General features: G+C 66.8%; 21 protein-coding genes. 10 read left to right on the forward strand and 11 right to left on the reverse strand.

Going from position 1 to position 24162, the window contains the following annotated elements; all coding sequences use genetic code 11:
* Window positions 1-35 precede the first annotated feature (35 nt).
* From QX204_RS15090 to cydB, 3 genes are all read left to right on the forward strand, one after another.
* Entirely contained in the window at window positions 36-566 is a 531-nt protein-coding gene (locus tag QX204_RS15090; protein WP_301907486.1) for a DUF488 domain-containing protein, read from the forward strand.
* An 86-nt stretch (window positions 567-652) separates the two neighbouring features.
* Window positions 653-2146, forward strand: a complete 1494-nt coding sequence (locus tag QX204_RS15095) for a cytochrome ubiquinol oxidase subunit I (protein ID WP_301908004.1) — start codon at window positions 653-655, stop codon at window positions 2144-2146.
* Window positions 2147-2155: 9 nt separating this feature from the next.
* Window positions 2156-3178 (forward strand): cytochrome d ubiquinol oxidase subunit II, encoded by a 1023-nt coding sequence (gene cydB, locus QX204_RS15100; protein WP_301907487.1) that lies wholly within the window; start codon window positions 2156-2158, stop codon window positions 3176-3178.
* 127 nt (window positions 3179-3305) lie between these two features.
* Here the strand turns inward: cydB and QX204_RS15105 are convergent, their stop codons facing one another.
* The 7 genes from QX204_RS15105 to QX204_RS15135 form a co-directional block, all read right to left on the reverse strand.
* Window positions 3306-4277: a glycine betaine ABC transporter substrate-binding protein gene (locus QX204_RS15105; RefSeq protein WP_301907489.1), complete on the reverse strand. Its 972-nt coding sequence runs from the start codon at window positions 4275-4277 to the stop codon at window positions 3306-3308.
* Complete coding sequence (locus tag QX204_RS15110) at window positions 4274-5011, reverse strand: ABC transporter permease (RefSeq protein WP_301907491.1); 738 nt, start codon at window positions 5009-5011, stop codon at window positions 4274-4276. The genes QX204_RS15105 and QX204_RS15110 overlap by 4 nt, the downstream gene beginning before the upstream one ends.
* Window positions 5008-6288, reverse strand: a complete 1281-nt coding sequence (locus QX204_RS15115) for an ATP-binding cassette domain-containing protein (RefSeq protein WP_301907492.1) — start codon at window positions 6286-6288, stop codon at window positions 5008-5010. The genes QX204_RS15110 and QX204_RS15115 overlap by 4 nt, the downstream gene beginning before the upstream one ends.
* The gene (locus QX204_RS15120) at window positions 6288-6929 is read right to left on the reverse strand and encodes an ABC transporter permease (protein ID WP_301907494.1); all 642 of its coding nucleotides are present in this window, start codon (window positions 6927-6929) and stop codon (window positions 6288-6290) included. The genes QX204_RS15115 and QX204_RS15120 overlap by 1 nt, the downstream gene beginning before the upstream one ends.
* A 133-nt stretch (window positions 6930-7062) precedes the next feature.
* Window positions 7063-7989 carry a TauD/TfdA dioxygenase family protein gene (locus tag QX204_RS15125; protein ID WP_301907496.1) on the reverse strand — a complete coding sequence of 309 codons (927 nt, stop codon included), beginning with the start codon at window positions 7987-7989 and terminating at the stop codon, window positions 7063-7065.
* Window positions 7990-8105: 116 nt separating this feature from the next.
* Complete coding sequence (locus QX204_RS15130) at window positions 8106-8651, reverse strand: hypothetical protein (RefSeq protein ID WP_301907498.1); 546 nt, start codon at window positions 8649-8651, stop codon at window positions 8106-8108.
* 152 nt (window positions 8652-8803) lie between these two features.
* Window positions 8804-9562 carry a polyamine aminopropyltransferase gene (locus QX204_RS15135; RefSeq protein ID WP_301907500.1) on the reverse strand — a complete coding sequence of 253 codons (759 nt, stop codon included), beginning with the start codon at window positions 9560-9562 and terminating at the stop codon, window positions 8804-8806.
* Between the two features lie 198 nt (window positions 9563-9760).
* Here QX204_RS15135 and QX204_RS15140 point away from each other — a divergent pair, with 198 nt between their 5' ends.
* Complete coding sequence (locus QX204_RS15140) at window positions 9761-10285, forward strand: TerD family protein (protein ID WP_301907502.1); 525 nt, start codon at window positions 9761-9763, stop codon at window positions 10283-10285.
* Window positions 10286-10309: 24 nt separating this feature from the next.
* On the opposite strand, the gene QX204_RS15145 is transcribed toward QX204_RS15140, so the two are convergent.
* Entirely contained in the window at window positions 10310-11611 is a 1302-nt protein-coding gene (locus QX204_RS15145) for a hypothetical protein (protein ID WP_301907504.1), read from the reverse strand.
* 449 nt (window positions 11612-12060) lie between these two features.
* Here QX204_RS15145 and QX204_RS15150 point away from each other — a divergent pair, with 449 nt between their 5' ends.
* The 6 genes from QX204_RS15150 (at window position 12061) to QX204_RS34460 (ending at window position 18307) form a co-directional block, all read left to right on the forward strand.
* A complete protein-coding gene (locus tag QX204_RS15150; RefSeq protein WP_301907506.1) occupies window positions 12061-12330 on the forward strand; it encodes a hypothetical protein in 270 nt (89 codons plus the stop codon).
* A 12-nt stretch (window positions 12331-12342) separates the two neighbouring features.
* Window positions 12343-14175, forward strand: coding sequence for a glutamine--fructose-6-phosphate transaminase (isomerizing) (glmS, locus tag QX204_RS15155; RefSeq protein ID WP_301907508.1), 1833 nt, complete (start codon window positions 12343-12345; stop codon window positions 14173-14175).
* Between the two features lie 40 nt (window positions 14176-14215).
* Entirely contained in the window at window positions 14216-16684 is a 2469-nt protein-coding gene (gene pepN / locus QX204_RS15160; RefSeq protein WP_301907509.1) for an aminopeptidase N, read from the forward strand.
* Between the two features lie 109 nt (window positions 16685-16793).
* Window positions 16794-16985, forward strand: coding sequence for a hypothetical protein (locus tag QX204_RS15165; protein WP_301907510.1), 192 nt, complete (start codon window positions 16794-16796; stop codon window positions 16983-16985).
* Window positions 16986-17036: 51 nt separating this feature from the next.
* Window positions 17037-17831, forward strand: coding sequence for a SigB/SigF/SigG family RNA polymerase sigma factor (locus QX204_RS15170; RefSeq protein WP_301907511.1), 795 nt, complete (start codon window positions 17037-17039; stop codon window positions 17829-17831).
* Window positions 17832-18025: 194 nt separating this feature from the next.
* Window positions 18026-18307, forward strand: coding sequence for a hypothetical protein (locus QX204_RS34460; protein ID WP_367620192.1), 282 nt, complete (start codon window positions 18026-18028; stop codon window positions 18305-18307).
* A 15-nt stretch (window positions 18308-18322) separates the two neighbouring features.
* On the opposite strand, the gene QX204_RS15180 is transcribed toward QX204_RS34460, so the two are convergent.
* The 3 genes from QX204_RS15180 to QX204_RS15190 all read right to left on the reverse strand — a co-directional run bounded on the left by QX204_RS15180 (window position 18323) and on the right by QX204_RS15190 (window position 23903).
* Window positions 18323-20905, reverse strand: coding sequence for a LuxR C-terminal-related transcriptional regulator (locus QX204_RS15180; protein WP_301907512.1), 2583 nt, complete (start codon window positions 20903-20905; stop codon window positions 18323-18325).
* Window positions 20906-21024: 119 nt separating this feature from the next.
* The gene (locus QX204_RS15185; protein WP_301907513.1) at window positions 21025-22119 is read right to left on the reverse strand and encodes a catalase family protein; all 1095 of its coding nucleotides are present in this window, start codon (window positions 22117-22119) and stop codon (window positions 21025-21027) included.
* Window positions 22116-23903, reverse strand: coding sequence for a peroxidase family protein (locus QX204_RS15190; RefSeq protein WP_301907514.1), 1788 nt, complete (start codon window positions 23901-23903; stop codon window positions 22116-22118). Before QX204_RS15190 ends, QX204_RS15185 begins: the two co-directional genes overlap by 4 nt.
* Between the last annotated feature and the right edge of the window lie 259 nt (window positions 23904-24162).

A 24162-nucleotide genomic window follows, 5' to 3' on the forward strand; every position in this document is an offset into this window, starting at 1 on the left:
CCGGAATTCGCGACCTCGTCACCTAGGATCGAGCAGTGCTGACTGTGTACACGATCGGCCATTCCACGCGGACCCCGGACGAATTCGTCGGTCTGCTCGACGATTACGGCGTCACCCAACTCGTGGATATCAGGACCGTTCCCCGGTCGCGCCATAATCCACAGTTCGGCCGCGACGCACTCCAGGAAGTCTTGCAGGCGGCGAGCATTCACTATCTGTATCTCGCCGCGCTCGGTGGGTTGCGCCACGGTGAGAGCAGCGATGCCAACGCGGGCTGGCGCAACGCGTCGATTCGCGCGTACGCGGATTACATGCAGACACCGGAATTCGCCGCGGGCATCGACGAACTCGTCGACCTGGCTGGCGCAGCGACAACGGCTGTGATGTGCGCCGAAGCGGTGCCGTGGCGGTGCCACCGCTCGCTGGTGGGCGACGCGTTGCTGGTCCGGGGCGCGCAGGTGCGCGACATCATGTCCGCCACCCGAGCACCGGACCACCAGCTGACGAACTTCGCCCACGTCGACGGAACCACGATCACCTATCCCCCACCGCCGGAAAATCCATAGGCATTCATTCATCTCGACCCAGACCGCAGACGGTTCGGCAACAGTTCACTGCGATGGCAGGAGATCCGACGATGAGTTCGCTGGCAATGAGCACACTGGATGTCTCCAGATGGCAGTTCGGTATCACCACGGTCTACCACTTCATCTTCGTCCCGCTCACCATCGGACTGGCGCCGCTCGTAGCGGGAATGCAGACGGCGTGGGTGATCACCGGAAAAGAACACTGGTATCGGCTCACGAAGTTCTTCGGGAAACTGTTCCTGATCAACTTCGCCATCGGTGTCGCCACCGGCATCGTGCAGGAATTCCAATTCGGGATGAACTGGAGTGAGTACTCCCGATTCGTCGGTGACGTCTTCGGTGCGCCACTGGCCTTCGAAGCGCTGGTCGCCTTCTTCCTGGAGTCGACATTCCTCGGATTGTGGATCTTCGGCTGGACCAGATTGCCCAAACTCGTTCACCTGGCGACGATCTGGGTCGTCGCCTTCGGTGTCAATGCCTCGGCGTACTTCATCATCGCGGCCAACTCGTTCATGCAGCACCCGGTCGGTGCGAAGTTCAACCCCGAGACCGGACGCGCCGAACTGGACAGCATCTGGGCGCTGCTCACCAACAACACCACCCTCGCGGCATTTCCGCACGTGGTCGCCGGCGCGTTCCTGACCGCGGCGACCTTCGTCGTCGGTATCGCGGGGTGGTTCATGGTGCGCAACGCGCGCAGCGGCGATGCCGTGAAACTCGACGAAGCCAGGATCATGTGGCGACCGGCGGCCCGGGCAGGGATGTGGGTCATCGCCGCATCGATCGTCGTGGTGGGCGTGACCGGCGACATCCAAGGCAAGATCATGTTCGATCAGCAGCCGATGAAGATGGCGTCGGCGGAATCGCTGTGCCACACCGAGACCGATCCGGAGTTCTCGATCCTCACCGTCGGCACGCACAACAACTGCGACAGTGTCACGCATCTACTGGAAGTGCCGTACGTGCTGCCGTTCCTGGCCGAGGGCAAGTTCACCGGCGTCACGTTGCAGGGTGTGGAGGATCTGCAGGCGTCCTACGTGCAGGACTACGGGCCGGGCAATTACCGGCCCAATCTCTTCGTCACCTACTGGGGCTTCCGCGCCATGATCGGCTTGCTGGCCGGACCGGCGCTGTTGTTGCTCGCCGGTCTCTGGATGACCCGCGGTGGCCGAGTGCCCGACAAACGCTGGTTCTCCTGGCTGTGCCTGATCGCCATCCCCACTCCCTTCCTGGCCAACAGCGCGGGCTGGGTCTTCACCGAGATGGGGCGGCAGCCCTGGGTGGTGGTGCCGAATCTGACCGGCGATACGACCATTCGTATGACCGTGGCGCAAGGCGTCTCCGATCATGCGCCGGGCACGGTGATCTTCTCCCTCGCTGTCTTCACGCTGCTCTACGGCGCGCTGGCCGTGGTCTGGTACTACCTGATGCACCGCTACACCGTGGTCGGGCCCGAGCCGGGGCCGACGGCGTCCGATGACGAGTCCGGTCCCGATGGCGACGGTGGTGGCGGTAGGCACCGTGCCGAACCCGTCGAGTCGCTGTCCTTCGCGTACTAGGAGACGACGATGAGTCTGCAGCAATTCTGGTTCGTATTGGTCAGCGTGCTGTTCACCGGCTACTTCATCCTCGAGGGCTTCGACTTCGGTGTCGGCATGCTGATGCCGATCCTGGGCAAGGGTTCCGATGTGCGCAGGCGCGTCGTGCTCAACACCATCGGCCCGGTCTGGGACGGCAACGAAGTGTGGCTGATCACCGCGGGCGGTGCGATGTTCGCGGCGTTTCCGGAGTGGTACGCGAGCTTGTTCTCCGGGTTCTACCTGGCCCTGCTACTGCTGCTGGTCGCGTTGATCCTGCGGATCTGCGCCATCGAGTGGCGATCGAAGATCAACTCGCCGAAGTGGCGGGCCTGGTGCGACGTCGGCATCGGCATCGGCTCCTGGATTCCGGCACTGGCGTGGGGCTGGGTGTTCGCCAATCTCGTGCGCGGTGTGCCGCTGAACGACAAGCGCCAGGTCGTCGGCTCGGTGTGGGATCTACTCAGCCCCTACGCGCTGCTCGGCGCGGCGACAACGGCGATCCTGTTCGCCCTGCACGGCGCGATCTTCCTGGCGCTCAAGACCGGCGGTGAGGTCCGCGACGACGCCCGCACGTGCGTTCGGATCCTGTTCGTGCCCACGGTGGTGATCGTCGGCGGGTTCGGGCTGTGGACCCAGCTCGCCTACGGCTCCGGCTGGACCTGGGGCGCTCTCGGCGCCGCGGTGCTCGGCCTGGTCGTGGCCGGTGGCGCCACCGGCGCGGGCCGTGACGGTTGGGCCTTCCTCGGCACCACGCTCACGATCGCCTCGGCCACCGTCCTGCTGGTGGGCTCGCTGTACCCGAACGTGATGCCTTCCACCATCGACCCCGCCTTCGACCTGACCATCGACAACGCCTCCTCCAGTCACTACACCCTCCAGGTGATGAGCTGGGCAGCGGTGCTGTGCACCCCGGTGGTCCTGATCTACCAGGGCTGGACCTACTGGGTCTTCCGCAAACGTCTGACCGTGGAACAGATTCCCGAACCGACCGGGCTGCCCCTCACGAAATAGGCTTTCCGACCACAACATTCACCGCGCGCGTCATGGCACTGTCGGTGCCATGACGCGCGCGGTGCGTTGTGGGCGACCACCTCGACCCCTCTCGGTGCAATAGGCCGCGGAGCCAGGCGAGAAGGCGCTATTCGATGAGGTTCGCGCTTTTGAGCCAGTCGTAGGCGACGTCGGCGGGGTCCTCTCCGTCGATGTCGACGCGGCCGTTGAGTTCTCGCATCAGGTCGTCGGTGAGCAGCTCGGAGATGGTGCCGAGGAGCTCGCGCAGTTCGGGGTTGGCATCGAGGACGGCGCCGCGGACGACCGCGGTGCCGCTGTAGGGGAGGAAGAATTTCTTGTCGTCGTCCAGAACCACCAGATTCAGGTTCTTGACCCGGCCGTCGGTGGTGTAGACCATGCCGAAATGGCAGGGCTCGCCTTTCGCGGTCGCGGTGTAGACGACGCCTGCGTCCATCCGGGTGACGTTGCCCGCGGGGACACCGTCGGGATCGTTGTAGGGGATGCCGTACTTCTGCAGCATCGGAAGGAAACCGTCCGAGCGACTGAAGAATTCGTCGTCGACGCAGAAGGTTCGCTCGGCGACCGGTAGTGCGGCCACGTCCGAGAGCGACTTCACGCCGAGTCGCTGCGCGGTCGGCGTCGACGCGCCGAAGGCGTAGGTGTCGTTGAAATTGGCCGGTGGGAGCCATTCGAGGTTGTGATCACGCTTTTCGACGTCGTGGACGCGCTGCCAGAGCTCCTGCGGGTCCGCGATCGTCTCGGTTTCGTTGTGGTAGTTGACCCAGCCGGTGCCGGTGTATTCCCACAGCACGTCGGCGTCGCCGTTGAGCTGGGCCTGCCGCGACGACGCCGACCCCGGGGCGCCGGTCAGATCGGTGATCGAGGCACCTGCCGCGGCCAGGTAGGTGGCGGTGATCTTGCCGAGCACCACACCCTCGGTGAAGCTCTTCGAGGTGACGGTCAACTCGGAGCCGTCCAGCGGACGTTCGCCGCCGGGCAGGCTCGCCTCGTGGAAGGTACCCGACGAGCTCACCAGCCCACACCCGACGAGCAACGACATCGTCGCGACCAGCGCGGAAATCAACGGGACTCGCCTCATGAGACACCTCGTGGGGTCGCGGCCAGTTCGACGAGTCGGCCGAGCCAATCGATGATCAACGCCAGCAGACCGACGAGCACGGCCCCGGAGATGAGCAGCTTGGGCAAGAACAGGGTGACACCGGTCGTGATCAGGGTGCCGAGGCTGGTCGCACCGATGAAGGTACTCAGCGTCGCGGTACCGACCAGGATGACCAGCGCGGTGCGCACACCGTTGAGGATCACCGGCACCGCGAGCGGCAACTCCACCTGCACGAGGGTCCGTGCGGCCGAGAAGCCGATACCGCGCGCGGCCTCGATGGTGCGATGGTCCACCTGTCGGAGTCCGACGATCGTGTTCTGCAGGATCGGCAGGATCGCGTAGACGACGAGACCGACGACCGCCGTGCGGAATCCGGTGCCGAGCCAGAAGGTGAACAGGACGAGCAGGCCGACGGCGGGCGCGGCCTGGCCGACATTGGCGATGTTCACCGCGATCGGCTCGAGCCGCTGCAGCGCCGGCCTGGTCAACGCGATCCCGAGCGGAATCGCGACGACCACCACGATCAGCGTGGCGACCACGGTGAGCCGGATGTGATCGAGGATCGTGGTCTGCAGATTGGCCCAGCCGAGCGAGGCCTGTTCGGTCGGGGTGAATGTCGAGGCCCGATACCAGAACACGTATCCGATGCCGATCACCACGATGATGAGCGGTTCGAACCACACGTCGATCGGGACCCGGCGCAGTCGGTTCATGCCGGTTCGACCGATCCGGGTTCGTCGTCGGCGGCGACGACCGGTGTGGGCGTGGGATCGGAACCGTCGACATAGGTTTCGTAGGACGAGTCCTCGACCGCGGCGGTGCCCTCGGCGAGCTTGGTCTGGATCACATCGGTCACCGAGCCGATGCTCAGTGAGCCGACGACAGCGCCGCGACCGTCGGTGACCAGGGTGGCGCCCTGACTCGCCGCGAGCATGGCATCGAGCGCGTCGTTGAGCGTCGAGGACTTGGACACCACGGGCAGACGGCGATCCAGATAGTCCGAGACCTCCGGCTTGCTCGCCACTTCCGTCAGCGAGGGCCACGACCGCGGCCGGCCGGACTCGTCCACGACTACCACCCAGGTGTGTCCCGCGGCTTTCGCCCGCCCGATCACGACCTGCGAGGACTCCCCGATCCGAGCGGTGGTCACCGGGTCGACCTCCACATCGCGCACCCGAGACACCGTGAGATAGGCCAGCTTCGCGCCGGATCCGACGAATTCCTCCACGAACGGCGTCGCCGGGTCGGTGAGGATCGCCTCCGGCGTCGCGTACTGCTCGACATGGCCGCCCTCGGACAGGATGAGCACCTTGTCGCCGAGTTTGGTGGCCTCCTCGAAATCGTGGGTGACGATCACGATGGTCTTGCCGAGTTCGTGCTGGATCGCGATCAGGCTGTCCTGCAGGCGGACCCGGGTGATCGGGTCGACCGCGCCGAACGGTTCGTCCATCAGCAGCACCGGCGGGTCGGCCGCGAGCGCACGGGCGACGCCGACGCGCTGCTGCTGGCCGCCGGACATGTCCTTGGGCAGCCGGTCGGCGAACGTGGCCGGGTCGAGACCCACCAGGTCGAGAAGGTATTCGGTGCGCTCGGCGATCCGCTTCTTGTCCCAGCCGAGGACCCGGGGGATCGCGCCGATGTTCTTGGCGACCGACCAGTGCGGGAACAGGCCACCGGACTGGATGACGTAGCCGATCGACTGCCGCAGCTTGTCGGGGTCCTCCCGGGTGACATCGCGGCCGCCGATGAAGATCCGTCCCTCGGTCGGCTCGATCAGCCGGTTGATCATCTTGAGCGTGGTCGTCTTGCCACACCCCGACGGTCCGACGAACGCGACGATGTCGCCGGCGTCGATCTCGAGGTCGAGGCGCTCGACAGCGGGCGCGTCCTGGCCCTTGTACCGCTTGACGACCCCATCCAAGGTGATGGAATCACCGGTCACATTGCGCTGCCGTGCCGTCGGCGCGGGCTGGCTGGTCACATCGGTCATCACAGTCCCTTGGCAATCGTGAGGCGTCCGAGCAGGACGAGGAGCGCGTCGAAGACCAACGCGATGGCAACGATGAGAATGGTTCCGGTGAGCGCCATTTCGAGGGCATTGGCGCCGCCGAGGCGAGACAGGCCGTTGAAGATCAGCGAGCCGAGGCCGGGCCCGAGAACGTAGGCCACGATCGCGGCGACCCCGACGATCATCTGGGTCGAGACCCTGATCCCGGTGAGAATCACCGGCCAGGCGATCGGCAGTTCGACAGTGAGCAGGATCCGCCACCGCGAGAGTCCGATCCCGCGCGCGGATTCGACGACCGTGGCGGGCACCGAGCGCAGGCCGACGATCGCGTTGCCGATCACCGGCAGCGCCGCGAAGAACGCCAGCATGATGAACGACGGCACGACACCGAGTCCGAACGGGACGAGCAGCAACGCCAGCAGCGCCAGTGAGGGAATCGTCAGCGCTACCCGACTCGAGGTCAGGGTCAGTGCCGACCCCAGCGGCAATCGATACACCGCCACCGCGATCAGGATCGCGACGACGGTTCCGACCAGCACTGTCTGAAACGCCAGTGACGCGTGCTGATAGGTGAGGAAGGTCAGTACCTGTCCCCTGCCCTGGACGTAGTTCCACAAATTCACGGCATTCCCATCGTCGGACCGGGCCAGTGGGTAGCTGTTCGCGCGTGCGCAACCGTCGGATGTGCCGTCGAAGAATAGTTGATCTCGAGTGTCGTTCCCGGGACGCGCGCGAGGTCGTGGCGGTCGATGATGGCTATGCCGCGCGCTCGAGCGGAGCAGCGTAGGGCTCGGCGTCGCCGGCGATCACCGTGCTCGCGGTGCCGTCGACGCCCACGGGCACCGGCCCGCCCAGGGTGATGCGGGTGAGCCTGCGGTGCTCGCTGCCGTCGTAGTCGTCGATGGCGTAGTGCTGGGTGGCCCGGTTGTCCCAGATCGCGACATCGCCCAGCGACCAGTTCCAGCGGGCGGTGTGCTCGAGACGGGTGACCCGGTCCTGGAACAGCCGGAACAACGCCCGCGACTCGCTGCTCGACACCCCGACGATCTCCTTGACGAAGCAGCCGAGCAGCAGGGCTCGCTCGCCGGTCACCGGGTGCACCTCCACCACGGGGTGCTCGGTCTCGAAGTAGGTGGACTCGAACTCGCGACGGTAGGCGCGGTCGGTATCGGCGGATCGGTCCTCGATCTCGGCGGCGTAGTCGTATCGGTTCGAATGCCGCGCGCGCAGGCTCTCCGCGAGTCGCTTGAGCGGCTCGGGCAGGGCGTTGTAGGCGGCGACGGTCGAGGCCCAGGTGGTCGAGCCGCCGTAGCTGGGCAGCGCGACCGCGCGCAGGATCGAGGCCTGCGGGACACGATCGACGAAGGTGACATCGGTGTGCCACACATTGGAGCGGGTCTGGTGTGAATCGATGGCCAGACTCTTCGCACCGGCGGAGGTCACCGTCGGGTGCGGAGTGGTCGGATCGCCGAGCAACTGCGCGAACTCGTATTGCCCGTCCTCGGTCAGGTGGTGCTGGCCCCGGAAAAAGATCACTTTGTGCTCGTTGAGCGCGGCACGGATCGCTGCCACCGACAACTGGTCCAGGTCACCGCCGAGCCGGACACCGTCGATCTGCGCGCCGATGTGGGCGCCGAGCTTCACCACCCGGATTCCTGGGGCGGCTGCGTCATCGACGGACATACGGTGGCCTTTCGCTCGAACCTGGACGATCTGGTCACACGAAACCACCAGGAACGGGTCGCGACCAGCATTGAATTCAGGATGAGCGGAATCCCCGCGTCGACTGCGGCGGCAATTTATGGAATGCGCAATTCCGCCGCCTCGTGCTCCGGGGAGGCCCACTTGCCGAATCGCAGTTCGGCGGCTTCCGCCGAGGGCTCGCCGGTCACTCGGGCAACCGCGTCCCATGACGCGCCGGACGCGCGCACGAACCGGACGGCTTCGACGAGGCGCTGCTCTGCCGAGGCCATGTCCGCGAATGCCAACCGCACCGGAATCAGGGCCTGCATCTCGAGCTGGTGGTAGTCCCATTCCGCGAGCACCGATCGGGCCAGGTCCGCGTCGAGTCGACCGGTCGAGCAGTACAGGACCCGCGCGGACGGCGCGTGGTCGGCGATACGGTCGGCGCGTAGCCAGGTTCGGCCGTGCCAGCTGTCGCAGGAGCACAGTGCGCGCCACCCGATCACCTCCTCCGGGCGGCGCGGGTGTAGGGCTTCGGAAGACTGCGATGTGCTGTCTATCGCGAGTGTCGCCCTGGGGCCGAGTACGTCGCTGCGGCCGTACAACCCATCCGCGAAGATATCGGCGACCCATCCGTGATGGTTTTCGAGCAAGCTGTTCATCCTGACTCCGATGTAGAATCCGAAAAGCTCGATCCCGAACCGGACTGTCATGAAGCGCCTACCAGCGGTTCGGTGTGTGGGACGAATACTCCCACATACTTACGATCGCCCTTGTCGATGCCATCGGCAATCACTTCGCCGCGTTGTTGTATCTAGTCACATATTGCCTGGTTGTGACCTGTGCCCCGCGAGCGGTCGGAGCGAGTCGCGAGGTAGATCGTCGCGCCGGATCGCCCGCGGGTGAGCGGGTTGTCGAACACGATCGACTGTGCCTCCACGTCGATGAACGCGGATTCGAGTGTCGCGCAGAACTCGTCGTCGGGTGCGTCGTCGGACCACATGGCGAAGGTGCCGCCGTCGACCAGATGGTTCGCGACCGCGCGCAGGCCGGCCCCGGTGTAGAACGCGGCGTTCGAGCCGTGCAGGAGGTGGCGTGGCGAGTGGTCGATATCGAGCAGGACCGCGTCGTACTTGCGGCCGGGGCGAGTCGGATCGAAGCCCACCGGACCCGCCGCGGCGGCGAAGAAGTCCGCGCAGACGAGCTCGACCCTACGATCGGCGGCCAACCCGGCGGTGTCGGGCAACAGATCGCGTCGATGCCAGTCGACGACCGCGTCGGAATACTCGACAACGGTGAGCTCGCGAATTCTCTTATCCAGCAATGCTTCTCGCGCCGTGTACCCCAATCCGAGGCCACCGACGACCACATCGAGCCGATCGCCCGGCGTCCGAGCCAGCCCCAGCCGCGACAGCGCACGTTCGGCGACGGTGAACAAGCTCGACATCAGGTACTCGTCGCCGAGCTTCACTTCGTAGACATCGGCACGCACCGTCGGATCGAACCGTCGACGCAAACTGATCTCGCCGATCGGGGTCTGCCGCCAGCCGAGTTCTTCGAAGCGTGCGCTCATCGCCGTCACGGTAGTCCTGCGATGAGAAGAACACGGCCGACAACGTGCCCGCGGCGCCGTCAGATTTGCGGTGGGCGTGGCTTTTACGGCCTGTTTATGGGTCGGCGAGTCGGGCAGTCTGGTCGAAAACCCGACTCGAGCCCAGTCGAGTGGGTTCTACCGGTGACGGGTACGCATCCGTTCAGCCAGGAGCACCGCATGACGCACGCACTCACTCACCTCAGCATGGGTCTCGGTTGGGATCCCGCCCACGGCTACGGAACAGACCCCCGCCCCAAGGACATCGATCTCAACGCCGCAGTGCTGTCGTTCGCCGGCGACCACTTCGTCGATGTCGCCTACCACGAGCAACTGACCTCACGCGACGGCGCGCTGCGCCTGCTCGGTGACAGTGTCACCGGCGACGGGCACGGCGACAACGAAGTGATCGTGGTCGACGTGTCCCTGCTCGATCCGGCTGTCACCACGATCGTCTTCCTCGTCACCTGCTACACCGGCCAACGATTCGACCAGATCGTCAACGGGTTCTGTCGTATCGTCGACAATGTCACCGGTATCGAATTGATCCGTATAGACCTGGACAGCGTCGGCGCCCACACCGGCATCGTCGTCGGCAAACTACATCGCCCCCAGCAGGATTGGGTCTTCACGATGATCGGTCGGCCGATCATGGCTCAGCATGTGGTCAACGCGGTTCCCCAACTGGCCGTCTATCTCGACTGAGGTCGATGATCTGCTCGTCGGTTCTCACTCCGAGAGTCGGTCGCGGGCGCGTAGTCGGGTCTCGAGTGCGTCCAGGACGTGGGTCACGTCCGCGTCGAACTCCTCGGCCAGCATTTCGAGCAGCGCCGCGCCGATGAGCATCAAGGTACTGAAGACGACGGGGGCGATGGGTTCGGTTGCCTCGAGCAGCGGCCGGGCTCGGGACGCTCCGCCCCGATGCCAGGCGTCGAGAAGGGCCAGTGCGCCCTGGAGGTAGATCGGCGGGTCCGGTCGAGCACTCAGTGCGGGGATCGCCCGGTCGGCCGCTCGGCGCAGGATATCGTGGGTGGCTTCGATGCCCGGGGCCATGGCCTCCACTGCGCAGCAGGCCAAACGTAGGGCGCCATCGAGATGTTGTGGGGTGTAGCGGGCCGATTCCGGGATCTGGTCCCAGGGCAGACGCAGGACGTGCAGCAGCTCGGCGGTGATCGTCGTCGACGATGGCGCCTGCAGTGTTGTCGGGGCAGAACCCGACGTGTAGTCGACACCGAGCATGATTTCCAGCCCGATCGCCGACGCCATGAGATCGCTTCGGCTGCTGCGGGTTTCGCGGCGATGGCGGCGATCCTCGACGAGCAACCAGCCGACCGTCTGCGCGTCGTCGGTGCGCAACAGCTTCGCGTCGGCCTGCCAGCCGTCCGCGGTATCGCACCGCGACAGCGCGCAGACGAGATCGGCCATGACGTGATTGCCGGTGACCAGCGTCGGCTGATGCCGCGGACGGCGTGACACCACCGGAAGATCACCCAGTCTGGCCGACGAGGAGACGAACGACATCGCGGTGAGCGCCGCCGCTGCCATGCGCGCGGCGGTCACCGCATCGGCGGCATTGGTGCGCAGCAGCGCGCGATGGATCGAGTCCGCCAGCGGCGCGACGCCGAACTCCGCGTAGTGCAGCAACAGCCAGGCCAGCGGCATCTCGCCGAGGACCGGGGCGAGCCGTTCGTTCAACTCGTACAGCAGCGCGGCCGACTGCTCCGGCCGACGAGATCGCGGCGCTTCCCCGGTGAGGTCACGCCATTCCAGCAACGCCAGATAATTGGGGAGCAGCAAGCTATCGACCAGCTCACTCACCTGAGCGATCACGAATTCGAAATCCAGCTCCGTCATCGTGCCCGGCCCGACCGAATTCTGGACGGGATTGCCGTCGAACGGATCGATACCCGAATCACCGAGGGCCAGATCGAACAACAACTCCGCGTGCCCGAGCCGGCCGACGACCCGGCCGACAAACGGCACCACCCCACCGTCTTCCACCGCTGTCGCCGCACCCAGAAGGCAATTCACCATTGCGCCTTCGGCTTTCGCGTGTGCGCAGAATCTCCGCAGCCGCTGGTGCACGGTATCTTCGCCATCGAAACCCGTCCGTACGATCTCCTCGGCAATCGTCACGATCGCCGCGTCGACGACATATTCGGGTCTGCCGCCCGCACCCTCGGAGGCAGACGCGGGGCCCGCGAAATAAAGTCGATCACTGAATGCGTCGCCCATTCGTCGCCTCACCACAACCTCCACTCGGATGCGCAGTATGCCGTCCCCTTTGACAGCCTTCCAGCAAATTGTTCGCAAGTCGCGGCTCACACCTCACAAGGCGATAACGGGATGAGCTCCGTGCGCCTCGGCCAGGCCATCGGCGCCCGGAACATGGCCGCTCGAGGCCCTGTTTCAGACACTATTTGCCCGAAATCGGGCAGGGATGTTGGAGAACTCCGGTCGGGCGAGGCAAGATCGTGCGAGTGAATGACGGGGTACCCACCGAGCTGGTCCGCTACGTCGTGGCGTCCACCGGCCTACCCGAACGCGTGGCCGCCCGGGTCGTCGCCGACATCGTCGGGTACTTCGACGAGACGGCCGAGCAGTTCGTCCGGCGCAGGCACGCCGAGTTGCAGTCTCGGGAGATGCGCAACGCCGAGATCTGGCGACAGCTCGAAGCCGAACTCGCCGAGCGTCCGGTCGCGGCGCCGTCATTCACCGAACGGCAACTTCGTCGCATCGTCTACGGGTAAGGGGTTCACGCCATGTGTGGAATCGTCGGATACATCGGTCACCGGCAAGCTGTTCCCGTGCTGCTCGAGGGCCTGCATCGGCTCGAGTACCGCGGCTACGACTCGGCCGGGCTGGCCCTGCCGCATCGCGGGAAGGCGCGCGTCTGCAAAACCCAGGGACGGGTGCAGGATCTTCGCGACAAGGCCGACGCCACCGCCCTGCGCGGCACCGTCGGGATCGCGCACACCCGCTGGGCCACCCACGGCGAACCCAGTGACGCCAACGCACACCCGCACACCGATGTCAGCGGGCGAATCGCGATGGTACACAACGGCATCGTCGAGAACGCCGAACAGCTGAGGGCCGAGCTCACCGCGCTCGGGATCGAACTGGTCTCCGATACCGATACCGAGGTGATCGCCCACCTCGTCGCCCGCGAACTCGAGGACACCGAATCGCTCGAGGACGCCGTTCGCCTCGCGCTGCACCGGGTCCGTGGCACCTACGGACTACTGGTGCTCGACGCGCGCCGCCCGACCGAACTGGTGGTGGCCCGCAACGGCAGCCCCATCGTGCTCGGCGTCGGCGACGGCGAGATGTTCGTGGCCTCCGATGTCGCCGCCCTTGTCCACCACACCCAGCGCGTGGTGTTCCTCGACGACGGCGAGCTCGCCACGGTCCGCGACGGCGAATTCCGTACCAGCACACTGGGAGTCGAGTCCGAGCAGACCGACAAGATCCCGACCACCATCGACATGGTGGCCGAGGACTACGCGCTCGGCGGATTCCCCGACTTCATGCGCAAGGAAATGGCCGAGCAGGGCGAGGCGGTCCGCAGAGCGCTCCGTGGCCGCCTCGACGACCGCTTCGCCACCGCCCACCTCGGCGGGTTGAACATGGACGCGCGTGAACTGCGCAGCATCAGCAAGGTCGTCTTCCTCGGTTGCGGTTCGGCCTATTACGCCGGTCAGCTCGGCGCCCAGCTGATCGAAGAACTGGCTCGCATCCCGGCCACGGCGGAGCCCGCGTCGGAGTTCCGCTACCGCAATCCGGTCGTGGACCCCGACGCGCTGTATGTCGCGATCAGCCAGTCCGGCGAAACCCTCGACACTCTCGCCGCGGTGCAGGAGCTTCAGCGCAAGGGCGGCCGCGTGATCGGTGCCGTCAACGCGGTGGGCAGCGCGATCGCACGCCAGTGCGGGGCAGGTGTGTTCCTGCACGCGGGCCCGGAGATCTCCGTCGCCTCGACCAAGGCGTTGACCAACATGACCGTGTCGTTCACGATGCTGGCCCTGTTGCTCGGCCGGGTACGCGACCTCTCGGCAGCCGACGGCAACCGGATCGTCGACGGGCTGCGCGCGCTACCCGATGCCATCGACCAGGTCCTCACCGACGAAGACGCCATCGCCGAGATCGCCCACCGTTACGCCAAGGCCCGCAGCATGTTCTTCATCGGCCGGGTTCGGGCGTGGCCGGTCGCCCGCGAAGGCGCGCAGAAGCTCAAGGAGGTCTCCTATGTGCATGCCGAGGCCTATCAGGCTTCCGAGCTCAAACACGGTCCGCTCGCGCTGATCGACCCGGAGATGCCGAGCGTGGTGATCGTCCCCGACGACGAACTGCTCGCCAAGAACATCAGCACCATCGAACAGATCAAGGCACGTGGCGGGCCGGTCATCGCAGTCACGAACGCGGACCTGCCAGCGAATGTGGCCGACGAGGTGATCCGGGTCCCCAGGGTCGCAGCGGAATTGGACCCCATGCTGCTGACGATCCCGCTCCAGCTGCTGGCCTATCACACCGCCCTCGCCCTCGGTCGCGACGTCGACAAGCCACGCAACCTGGCCAAGAGCGTCACCGTGGAATAGAAACTCCCGTAGCCGACGGTGCGGCTGGCAGGATCGAAGGATGAACACCGCGAACCTGACCCGTTCCGAGACCGCCGCGCGATCGGCGGCGGTCACCGTCCGCGACTACCGCGTCGATCTCGATCTGTCCGAGGCCACGGACCAGACCCGAGCCGGTTTCGCCACGACGACGACCGTGGTGTTCGACGCCACCGTCGAGCAGACGTGGCTCGACTTCATCGGCCTCGCCGTGGATTCGGTGACGGTCAACGGTGCGGACGTGGCGGTCGACTACGACGGGGCTCGGCTCACCGTCGCCGGGTTGGCCGAGACCAATGTCGTCGTCGTTCGTGCCACCGGTGCCTACAGTCGTTCGGGTGAGGGACTGCACCGGTTCCTCGATCCCGTCGACGGCCTGACCTACCTCTACACCCAGTACGAGCCCGCGGACGCGCGCCGCGTTTTCGCGTGCTTCGAACAGCCGGACATGAAGGCGCCGTTCACTTTTGCCGTGACGGCCCCGGCCGACTGGCAGGTGGTGTCGAATCGGCCGTACGCGGCGATCCAGAACAACGGTCTGATTCAGAACGTCGTGTTCTCCCCCACGCTGCCGATCTCGACCTATATCACCGCCGTGGCGGCCGGGCCGTACCATCGTGTCGAATCCCTGTGGACGCGAGGCGATCTCACGATTCCGCTCGGAATCTACTGCCGCGCCTCGCTGGCCCGGTATCTGGACGCGGACACGATCTTCGAGGTGACGAAGCAGGGGCTGGACTTCTTCGCCGAACACTTCGACTACCCGTACCCGTGGGGCAAATACGACCAGGTGTTCGTGCCCGAGTACAACCTGGGCGCCATGGAGAACCCCGGCCTGGTCACGTTCACCGAGGCCTATGTGTTCCGTGGTGCGGCCACCGCCGCGCAGTACGAGGGCAGGGCGAACACGATCCTGCACGAGATGGCGCACATGTGGTTCGGCGATCTGGTCACGATGGTGTGGTGGGACGACCTGTGGCTCAAGGAGTCCTTCGCCGACTACATGGGCGCGCTCGTGAGCTCCGAGGCCACCGAGTGGACCGACGCCTGGGTGGCGTTCGCGAACCGTCGCAAGGCCTGGGCGTACCTGCAGGATCAGCTGCCGACCACGCATCCGATCGTCGCCGACATCACCGATCTCGAGGCCGCCAAACTCAATTTCGACGGCATCACCTATGCCAAGGGCGCCAGCGTGCTCAAACAGTTGGTGGCCTATGTCGGCCGGGAGGAATTCTTCTCGGGCGTGCGCCGATATTTCCGGACGCACGCCTTCGGCAATACGACCCTCGACGATCTACTGACCGAATTGTCGGCGGAAAGTGGCCGTGACCTGGCGGGCTGGGCGCGTGCCTGGTTGCAGACGACCGGGGTGTCCACCCTGACCCTCGACGAGGGCGAGATCGTGCAGACCGATCCGCGTCCGCACCGACTCGCGGTCGGGCTCTACGACTTCGATGCCGACGGCGACTTGGTGATCCGTGACCGCGTGGAGCTCGACATCGTCGACGAACGCACGCCGGTTGCCCTCGCATCCGCTCCGCTGCGCCTGCTCAACGACGGCGATCTCACCTATGCGAAAGTTCGTCTCGACACGGCTTCGCTTGCGACCGTGGGGAGTTCGCTGGACCGGGTGACCGACCCGCTGGCGCGCGGACTGATCTGGTCGGCGCTGTGGAACGCTACCCGCGACGGGGAACTCGGCGCCGAACGCTACCTGTCCATGGCTCGTGATTTCGCGCCCACCGAAACGAACATGGCACTGCTCACCGCTGTCCTGGCGAACGCGTCGTTCACGATCGGCCATTATCTGCCCGAGCCGGCGCGGGATCGGTGGCGTGGCGAGTGGCTCGAATCCTGCTGGGCCACACTGCATTCGTCAGCACCGGGTTCGGGCGCGCAGCTTGCGTGGGCACGGGCGACCGCTGCCGCTGCCACCGTCGACGGGCGCCGTGCCACCGATATCCGGGCGATGCTGCTCGACGGGGGGCCGCAAGGTCTGGCCCTGGATCCCGATCTGCGCTGGGCGCTGTGGACGGCGTCGGCCGCCACCGGCGCGGCGAAGGTCGCCGAACTCGACGCCGAACTCGAACGAGACAACACAGCATCGGGACGGACCGCCCACCTGCGCACGCTCGCGGCGCGACCGGAACCGGAAGTCAAAGCCTCGGCATGGGATTCGGCGCTGGGCGACACCACCCTGACCAACGATCATCTCGATGCCGTCATCGAGGGATTCCGGGCCGGGCAACGCCGTGACCTGACAGCGCGCTACGACGACGAGTACTTCGCGGCGTTGCGCGCGGTGTGGGATCAGCGCAGCATCGAGATCGCCCGCCGGATCGTGGTCGGGCTCTTTCCCGCGGCCGATTCGCTCGACGGGGTCGACCGCTGGCTCGCGGCGAACGCGGACGCACCGGGGGCGTTGCGCCGGTTGGTCGTCGAACAGCGCGACCACCTCGCCCGTGACTTGCGCGTCCGTGCCGTGAATTGATGCTTCCCGATTTGCGGCGGGTTAAACCTTCAAACCGAAATTGTCACACTGTCAATTCCAGTTCACGAATAACGGTTTAATAACCACCGCGGTGGTGAACCCTTCATTCATGACCTACTCACGTAATCGGACAACGAGTACGCCGAGCATGGATCTGACCAGCACCACCATCATGTTGGCCACCTGCGTGTTCTTCCTTTTCGGCCTGACAGCACTCACCGGATCGCTACCCGCCGCGATCTTCGGCGCCGTCAGCCTGGGCGCGGGAATGATGACGACCTCGCGGATGCTAGGCCTTTAGCGCACCTGCCCGCCGACCCTAAGCGCACTTGAAGGCCAGGAGCTGACCCGCATGTCGAAAACCACCGCCCGCGTCACCTACGAACACGCCGAGCCGTTGTTCGTGCACTTGTCGCTGACCGATCCCCGCAGCCCCGAGCACGAGGCTCTGCGGGACCGGATCATCGAGGTCTGCCTGCCCCTGGCCGAGCACATCGCTCGTAAGTACGCCAACCGTGGCGAGATCTTCGACGACCTGCTCCAGACTGCGCGTCTGGGCATGGTCATGGCGGTCGACCGCTACGACGTGACCACCGGATCACCCTTCCTCGGCTTCGCGGTGCCCACCATCATGGGCGAGGTACGCCGTCACTTCCGCGACCACATCTGGCCGCTGCACGTCCCGCGGCGCGAGAAGGAACTCCAGGGCAAGGTCCGGGCCGCGACCGAAGAGATGAGCCGTCGTCTCCAGCGCGCGCCCACTGCCCACGAACTCGCCATCGAACTCGAAGTGCCGGTCACCGACATCGCCCGAACCCTGGTGGCGGCCAACGCGTTCCAGACGCGCAGCCTCGACACTCCCGCGCGCGAGAACGACGGCGATCCCAGCATGACCGTCGCCGACACCTTCGGCGCCGACGATCCCCACTACCGTCTCGCCGAGGACACGATCACCGTCGCACCCCTGCTGGCGCAATTGTCGCCCGAAGACCGCCAATTGCTGATCTGGCGGTTCTACGACACGCTTTCCCAAGGCGAGATCGCCGAACGACTCGGCGTCTCCCAGATGAGCGTGTCCCGCAAGCTCACCAGGCTGCTGGGCAATCTGCGGGCCGAAGCCGCCGACGAGCAACCCGTACCCGCCTGAACTTCGGCCCGCCTACGCCGTGTCGGGGCGGTAACGGTGCATGCTTCCACCGACACCGTCCATTGACTCTGCGTCTACCGAGCTGCACAGTTGATGAAACAGAATCTCGCGCGTGTCGTGGCGGTGCCACCTGGTCGGCGCTGTTCACATGATTCAACAGTGTGGTGCTCGCCGGCGGGAAGGGTGCGATGACGATGCGCGGTCGACGGAATCGACGTGACCGAGAAATTCGTGAAGTACGAGAAATCCGGGCCAGTCCGGCTCACCAGACCGCCAAGTTCTTGTTGTCGGTGCTGATGCTGGTCTGGTTCGGGTCCGGGCTCGCGGCCGCATGGCAACGAGACTATTTCACCAACACCCCGGTCAACTGCGGTGATCTGGGCACGATCGGACTCACGGTGCTCGCGGGCCCGCTCAACTACCTCGGCATGAACCCGAGGGTCGCCGAGTGCCAGTTGCCGGAACCGAGCCGATGAACACCGCGCCGCGCCTCAGATGAGTTCGGCGAGTTGGTCACGGTCGGTGGCATCGAGCTTGATGCAGGCGCGGTAGATGTGGCCTTCGACGGTGCGGACCGAGACGCAGAGGCGTTCGGCGATCGCGCGGTTGGACAGGCCGCGGCCGATGAGGGCGGCGATCTCGCGTTCGCGTTCGGTGATCGGCAGGGGGCGCGCGGCCGCGGCGATGGCGGGCGTGCCCGCACCGTCGCAGCGGGCGGCCAGGGCTGTGGCACGCGCGGCCGCCTTGGCGCTGGGTCGGCGCTGTCCGGCGTGGTCGTAGATCGGCACCGTCTGCGCCTCGGCGTCGGCGGCGGACAACAGCAGGCCCGCGGCCTCGAACTCGCGACTGACCGCGGCGAGCGCACACGGATCGGCATCAGCGACGGCCGCGGCGTGGCGGGCGTAGATCGCCGCGACCGGGCCCTGTACGCGATCGGCGACTGTGGTGAGTCGGGCGGCGAGCGTGCGATCACCGAATCGGGTCGCGTGATGCAGCGCTTCGGCCTCCAACGCGTACTGACCGGCACTGTGGGCGAGGTCGGCGGCTTTGCGAGCCAGGTCGACCGCGGCATGCGCGCTGTGTCCGGCGGCGGCCAGCCAGGCGCGCGCGATGATCCGCTGTGGCTCGTGCAGGGCCATGTGTGGCCCGCTGTGCTCGTCGGCGTCGTCGAGGACCCGTTCGGCTTGGTCGACCTCACCCAAGGCCGCGTAGGCGCGGGCCAGCAGCAGCCGCGCCGGCAGTTTCCACGGTAGCGAGGATTCGGCGTTGAGTGCTGCCAGCGACTGCTCGAAGGCGGCGATCGCTTCGCGGAACCGACCCCGGTAGGTGGCGACGACTCCGTCGGCGATCCGCGCGATCGCCCAGCCGACGAATTGGCCGGCCGAGGAGAACTCGCGATATTCGGTGGCGCGCCGCTCGGCGAGATCGAGGTCGCCGATGGTGGTCAGGGCGAGAACGTCGCCGTAGCGGACCATCACCCGGATGATCCCGTCGGTGGACTTCTGCTGAGCCCGGCTCCGTGCCGCGATCGGCGCGAAGTCGGCGCCTCGTCCGGCCACCGGCAGCGACAAACCCAGGGCGAATGCGGCGAAATCGACGGCCTGCCGCGGCGAGTCGGGGTCGGCGATCACCCGCTCCGCTGCCTCGATGCCCGCCGCGAGATGGTTTTCGTGCACCGCCATCGCCGCCGCCGCGGCGTCCACGGTCAGGCGCAGTGCCGGATGCTCGACGCGGGCGCGCAGCATCTCGACCAGGTCGCGCGCATGTTCGACATCACCCAGCGACCAGAACCGCAGGCTGGCCCGCACCACACCCCACTGGACCAGTTGCAGCGGATCGAGGCGGTCGGGATCGAAGCGGGCCAGGATCTCGTCGGCGTGCTGCGGCCTGCCCTGCCACAGCAGCGCACGGGAGAGCAGTTCCGCCGCGCGCAGCCCGCCGCCCCGCTCGCACGCGGCGCGCGCGAGTCGTTCGCCCAGTGGCAGATTCGCCAGTGACACCGCGTCCTTGGCCGCGTCGATCAACAGAACGATGTCGATCGGCCGGTCGCTGTCGACGCACAGCCGCGCCAACCGGATGCGATGTGCCGGTGTGCTGAGGTCTCGATCCTGCAGCGTCTCGACGAGGCTTCCGCGCCGGATGCGGGCGGCGGCGGTGCCGACCCGGCAGCGCACCACCTCACCGAGCAGCGGGTGGCTGAACCGGACGTCGGCGACGCCGTTGTGGCTCGTGACCCGGATCAGCCCGGTGACCTCGGCGGCGTCCACGGCGTCGGCGCCGACGAGCTCGCTGAGGATGTCGATGTCGAGCGGCTCGTGCACGGCCAGCGTCTCCAGCACGTCGAGCACGGGCGCGCCTGCCCTGCTCAACCGCTCGTCGAGCAGCTCGACCAGACCCGAGGGCACCGCGGTGGGCCCGCGCAACTGCCAGACGCCGTTGACGTCGGTCAGGGTGCTCGCCTCGACCCCGCCCTCGACCATATTGCGCAGGAACAGCGGGTTGCCGCCGGAGGATTCCCACATCACGTCGGCGCTGAGCCCCTCCAGGGTCCCGCCGAGCACGGTCTCGACGAGTTCGGTGCACTGGGATTTGGTGAACGGCGCCAGCTCGATTCGCTCGAGATAGCCGTCCTTCCACAGTGAGGTGACCGCGTCGGGCAACGGTTCCCCGGTGCGGACGGTGGCGATGATGCGGGCTCGGTGGTCCACGGCGATCTGGTGCACCAGCGTCGCCGAGAGGATGTCGAGCAGGTGCGCGTCGTCGACGCCGATCACCGTGTCGGGTTGGGCCAGCACGTTTTCCCTGGCGGAGTGCAGCAGCGCCAGCGGGTCACGCGACGCCGACGCCGCGATCCAGGGTGCGAACGCACCGAGCGGAATGGCTTGCGAGGACGCCGTGCAGGCCACCCAGCGCACCGGGTCGGACAGCACCGCGGTGACCAGCCGGGCCAGCGTGGTCTTGCCGACGCCCGCGGCGCCGACCAGGATCACGCCGCCGGTGTCGGGGTTGGTCAACGCCCTACGGACGGCGTCGTATTCGGTGGGGCGATCGAGCAGCTGCCAGAGTCCGCCCATGCATGAAAAGTGTAGTTGTCCTGCGGCGACGTCACAACGAATCGGACCGGCGACACGGTCGGCGCGCCGGTGGTCCGGCGCGGCGGGCGGGCGCGCCGGACGTGCGAGGGGGGTGGGGGTCATGGCGGGAGCTCGGTGGCGTCGCGCGGCTCGACGCGCGGCGCGTTGTTGACGTCGTGGCGGTAGTTGCTCGACGCCTCGTACACCCGCTTCTTGAGCCGGTTGATCGATCCGAGCGGCCGGTGCGCGTCCAGGCCACGCCAGGAGTTGAACGAGAGCACGTCGTCGCCGTAGGCGCGCCGCTGCGGGGTGTACGGATCCTGCGCGTCGAATCGGATGGTCGCGATGGTGCGGTGCGGCGACTCGTCCTCCGGCCACGGCACGGTGGCGTCCTCGATCGGCATGGTGGCCGCGTTCGTGCACAGTTGCGCACGCAGTTCGTAGGTGGCGCTGTGCCCGGCGAAGAAATCCACGATCAGATCCTGGTGCGCGTTGACCCCGGCGTCGGGATCGACCGGTTGCCCTTGCAGTGCAACGACTTCCGGTGACACCGGAACATAGAGCAGCTTGGCCACGTAGTCCCCGAATCGAAGGGGCGCCGAGGTGAAGAAGGTCTCGCCGAGGATGTGGGTATTGGGTGCGACGAAGACACCGAGATTCGGTGGCACGCTCCGCCCGATCCGGCGCAGGACGTGTGTGTTCAGCGCGGCGACCAGGTCGCTGCCCGCGCGCAGGGCCGTGTCGGGCAGCCGGGCCAGCGCCCAGGCGGTCGGCATGCCCGTGGTGAGGTAGGCGTGCGCGTCGGCGAAGAGGAATTCGCGGTGGGTGACCATGATGAAGTCCTGGGTGATCGCCTCGTCTTCGGGCATCGCGCGCGGCCCGTGGATGCCGAGCACCTTGATCCCGAGGCCGCGGACGCCGCGCAGTTGATCGCTGCGGATCACCCCGGACGTGCTCGACAACCTCGCGATCACCGGATAGGTGGCCGGGGTGGCGAACATGCCCTGCGCCAGTTCGGGCGCCAGGCCCGCGGGCACGGTCAGTTCGCCGCGCAGGATGCCGTGGCTCTTGGCGTGCGCGTCACGCAGGCCACGCTTGTACTTGCGGTAGGCGCGTTCGTTGTTGTGACGCAGGACCGCGATGATCTTGTCGATGTCGCGTTCTTCGTCGAGGCGCGGTTTTTCCAGGTCGTCGCGGTAGCGCAGGTAGCTCATCGCGGACTCCTCCACGGGGCGAACGGGTTCGCGACGCCGTCGAGCGCGGGCGCCAGGGTCGGGAAATGACGCAGCAGCACGCTGCGCATCGTGGTGTCGCGCACCCAGGCCATGCCCGCCTCGGTGTAGACCTCGGGCCGGAAGTCGGTGGTGAAGAAACGGTCGGCCGACAACCGCCGCGACGCCATCAGCACGAATACGCGAAAGGCGGTGTCGCTGAAGCCGAAGCCGGGCGGCTTGGGTTCGGCGTAGAGGCCGATCATCAGGTCGACGTCGTCCACGTCGCCGTAGACCTCTTCGAGTTCACGCGCCCACCGCGGATCGTCGGTGAGCTCGTCGAACGAGGTGACCGGTGGCAGCCGCAGGTGGCGGCGGAAGTCGTTGTAGCGCGGCACACCGCGCTCGCGGACCCGCAGGATGTCCACGGTCGCGAGATCGAGCAGCGGCTGGCCGGGGCGCTCGAGCTGTTGCAGGTGCGCGGGGTAGTTGTGCAGCGTCAACGCGCCGGGGTTGGCTCGGCCGAACGAGTAGAGCAGCGTGTCCATCGGTGTCTCGGTGAGGCGTCGGCGGATGTGGGCGACGCCGAGTTCGGCCAGTGGATGCTCGGCCAGCACGGTGTCGTCGCCGAGGCTGCGGACGACGAGCTCGTCGGGAATCAGTGGATGCATGCGGTACACCGCGACGAACTCCTCGGTGAGCGAGTACGGCACACCGCTGTCGTCACGTTCGGAACCCGGTATGCCACAGAGGACTTCGTTGCCGATGAGATCGCCGAAGCGACGCGAGACCCGCTCCCCCAGCACGCCGAACCAGTTGGCGCGCATGGCGGCGACGGTGGTGGGGTGGGCGATCACGGCCGGTGTCCAGTCCACGGTGTGGATCTTCGCGATCAACGCGGAATTGACCAGTCGCGCGGTGTCGTAGAGCTGCTGGTCGTCCATGTCGGGGTAGCGGCGGGACAGGCGGGCACAGATCGCGTTGTGTTCGCGGAGGAACAGCGAGTGCAGCAGTGCGAGGCCGACCCACGCGTTGGCCGCCTCCGGCTCGAGCGCCACCAGCCGTTCGGCATCCAGCGGCGGCAGTCCCAGTTCGTCGATCACCAGCTGGCCGTGCTTGCCCGAGCGCAGGGATGCGGCGAATTCGGCGGTGCTGCCGTAGATCTGGGAGGCGTCCCACCAGTGGGTCTCGCCGGTGAGGTAGGTCGGCGGGTCGGTCGGATCGGGCGCGGCCGTCGTCGCCGTGCGCGGGATCGTCATCGGCGGGTGTGGCCACTGATCGTCGTCGTCCAGGGTGACGGTGAAGGGGTCGCGTTCGGCGGGCTCGTGCACGAACCAGTCGTGCACCTCGAACTGGATCCAGGCCGCCGCCAGCAGATTCAGGGTGGTGGCGGGCTGGAATCGCTCGCGCGTGAGCAATCGCCTGCTGACCGTGCGCGGGTTGGGTTCCATGATCCGCGCCGGACCCTCGGGGTAGGTGTGATCCAGCGGGAAGTTGCGCCCGAAGCGGCAGCCGATCGACCCCGCGCGGGGGTCGTCGGGGCTGTTGTAGGTGCCATCGATGGTGCGCGCGCTCCGGTGCTCGCCGGTGACGTCCGGCGGCAGGGGCCCGGCCGGGTGCGGGCCGGTGCCGAAGAGGTTGCGCGAGCGCAGTCTGCTGCGCAGCCCGACCAGTACGGCCAAGCCCAACGGGGTCGGCAACCGGAACCAGCCGACGTGGCGGTCGAGCGCCTCGGCGGCGGCGACCAGTGCGCGGGTGACCAGGGTCTGCTGCTGCGGGTCGACCATCGAGAAACCTCCACGGGATGGCGCCTGGCCGGCGCCTACCGGACCGATCGATTCCAGTCTCCGATACCTGGTCAGGGCTGTCACGAGTAGTCGACTACGCGCGGTCCCGAGCGGGCGGCGCATCGTCGCCGATTCGGGGTTGCGATCGTCGATGGTCCTCGCGCGACCCGGACGCCTGACCTGATCGGGTAGCGCACTACGCGCGCGCCGCGGCCGGTCGATGGGCGAATCTGGGTTCCAGGGCGCTCGCGCTCCGCGG

Source organism: Nocardia sp. PE-7, assembly GCF_030486425.1.
GTDB lineage: Bacteria > Actinomycetota > Actinomycetes > Mycobacteriales > Mycobacteriaceae > Nocardia > Nocardia salmonicida_A.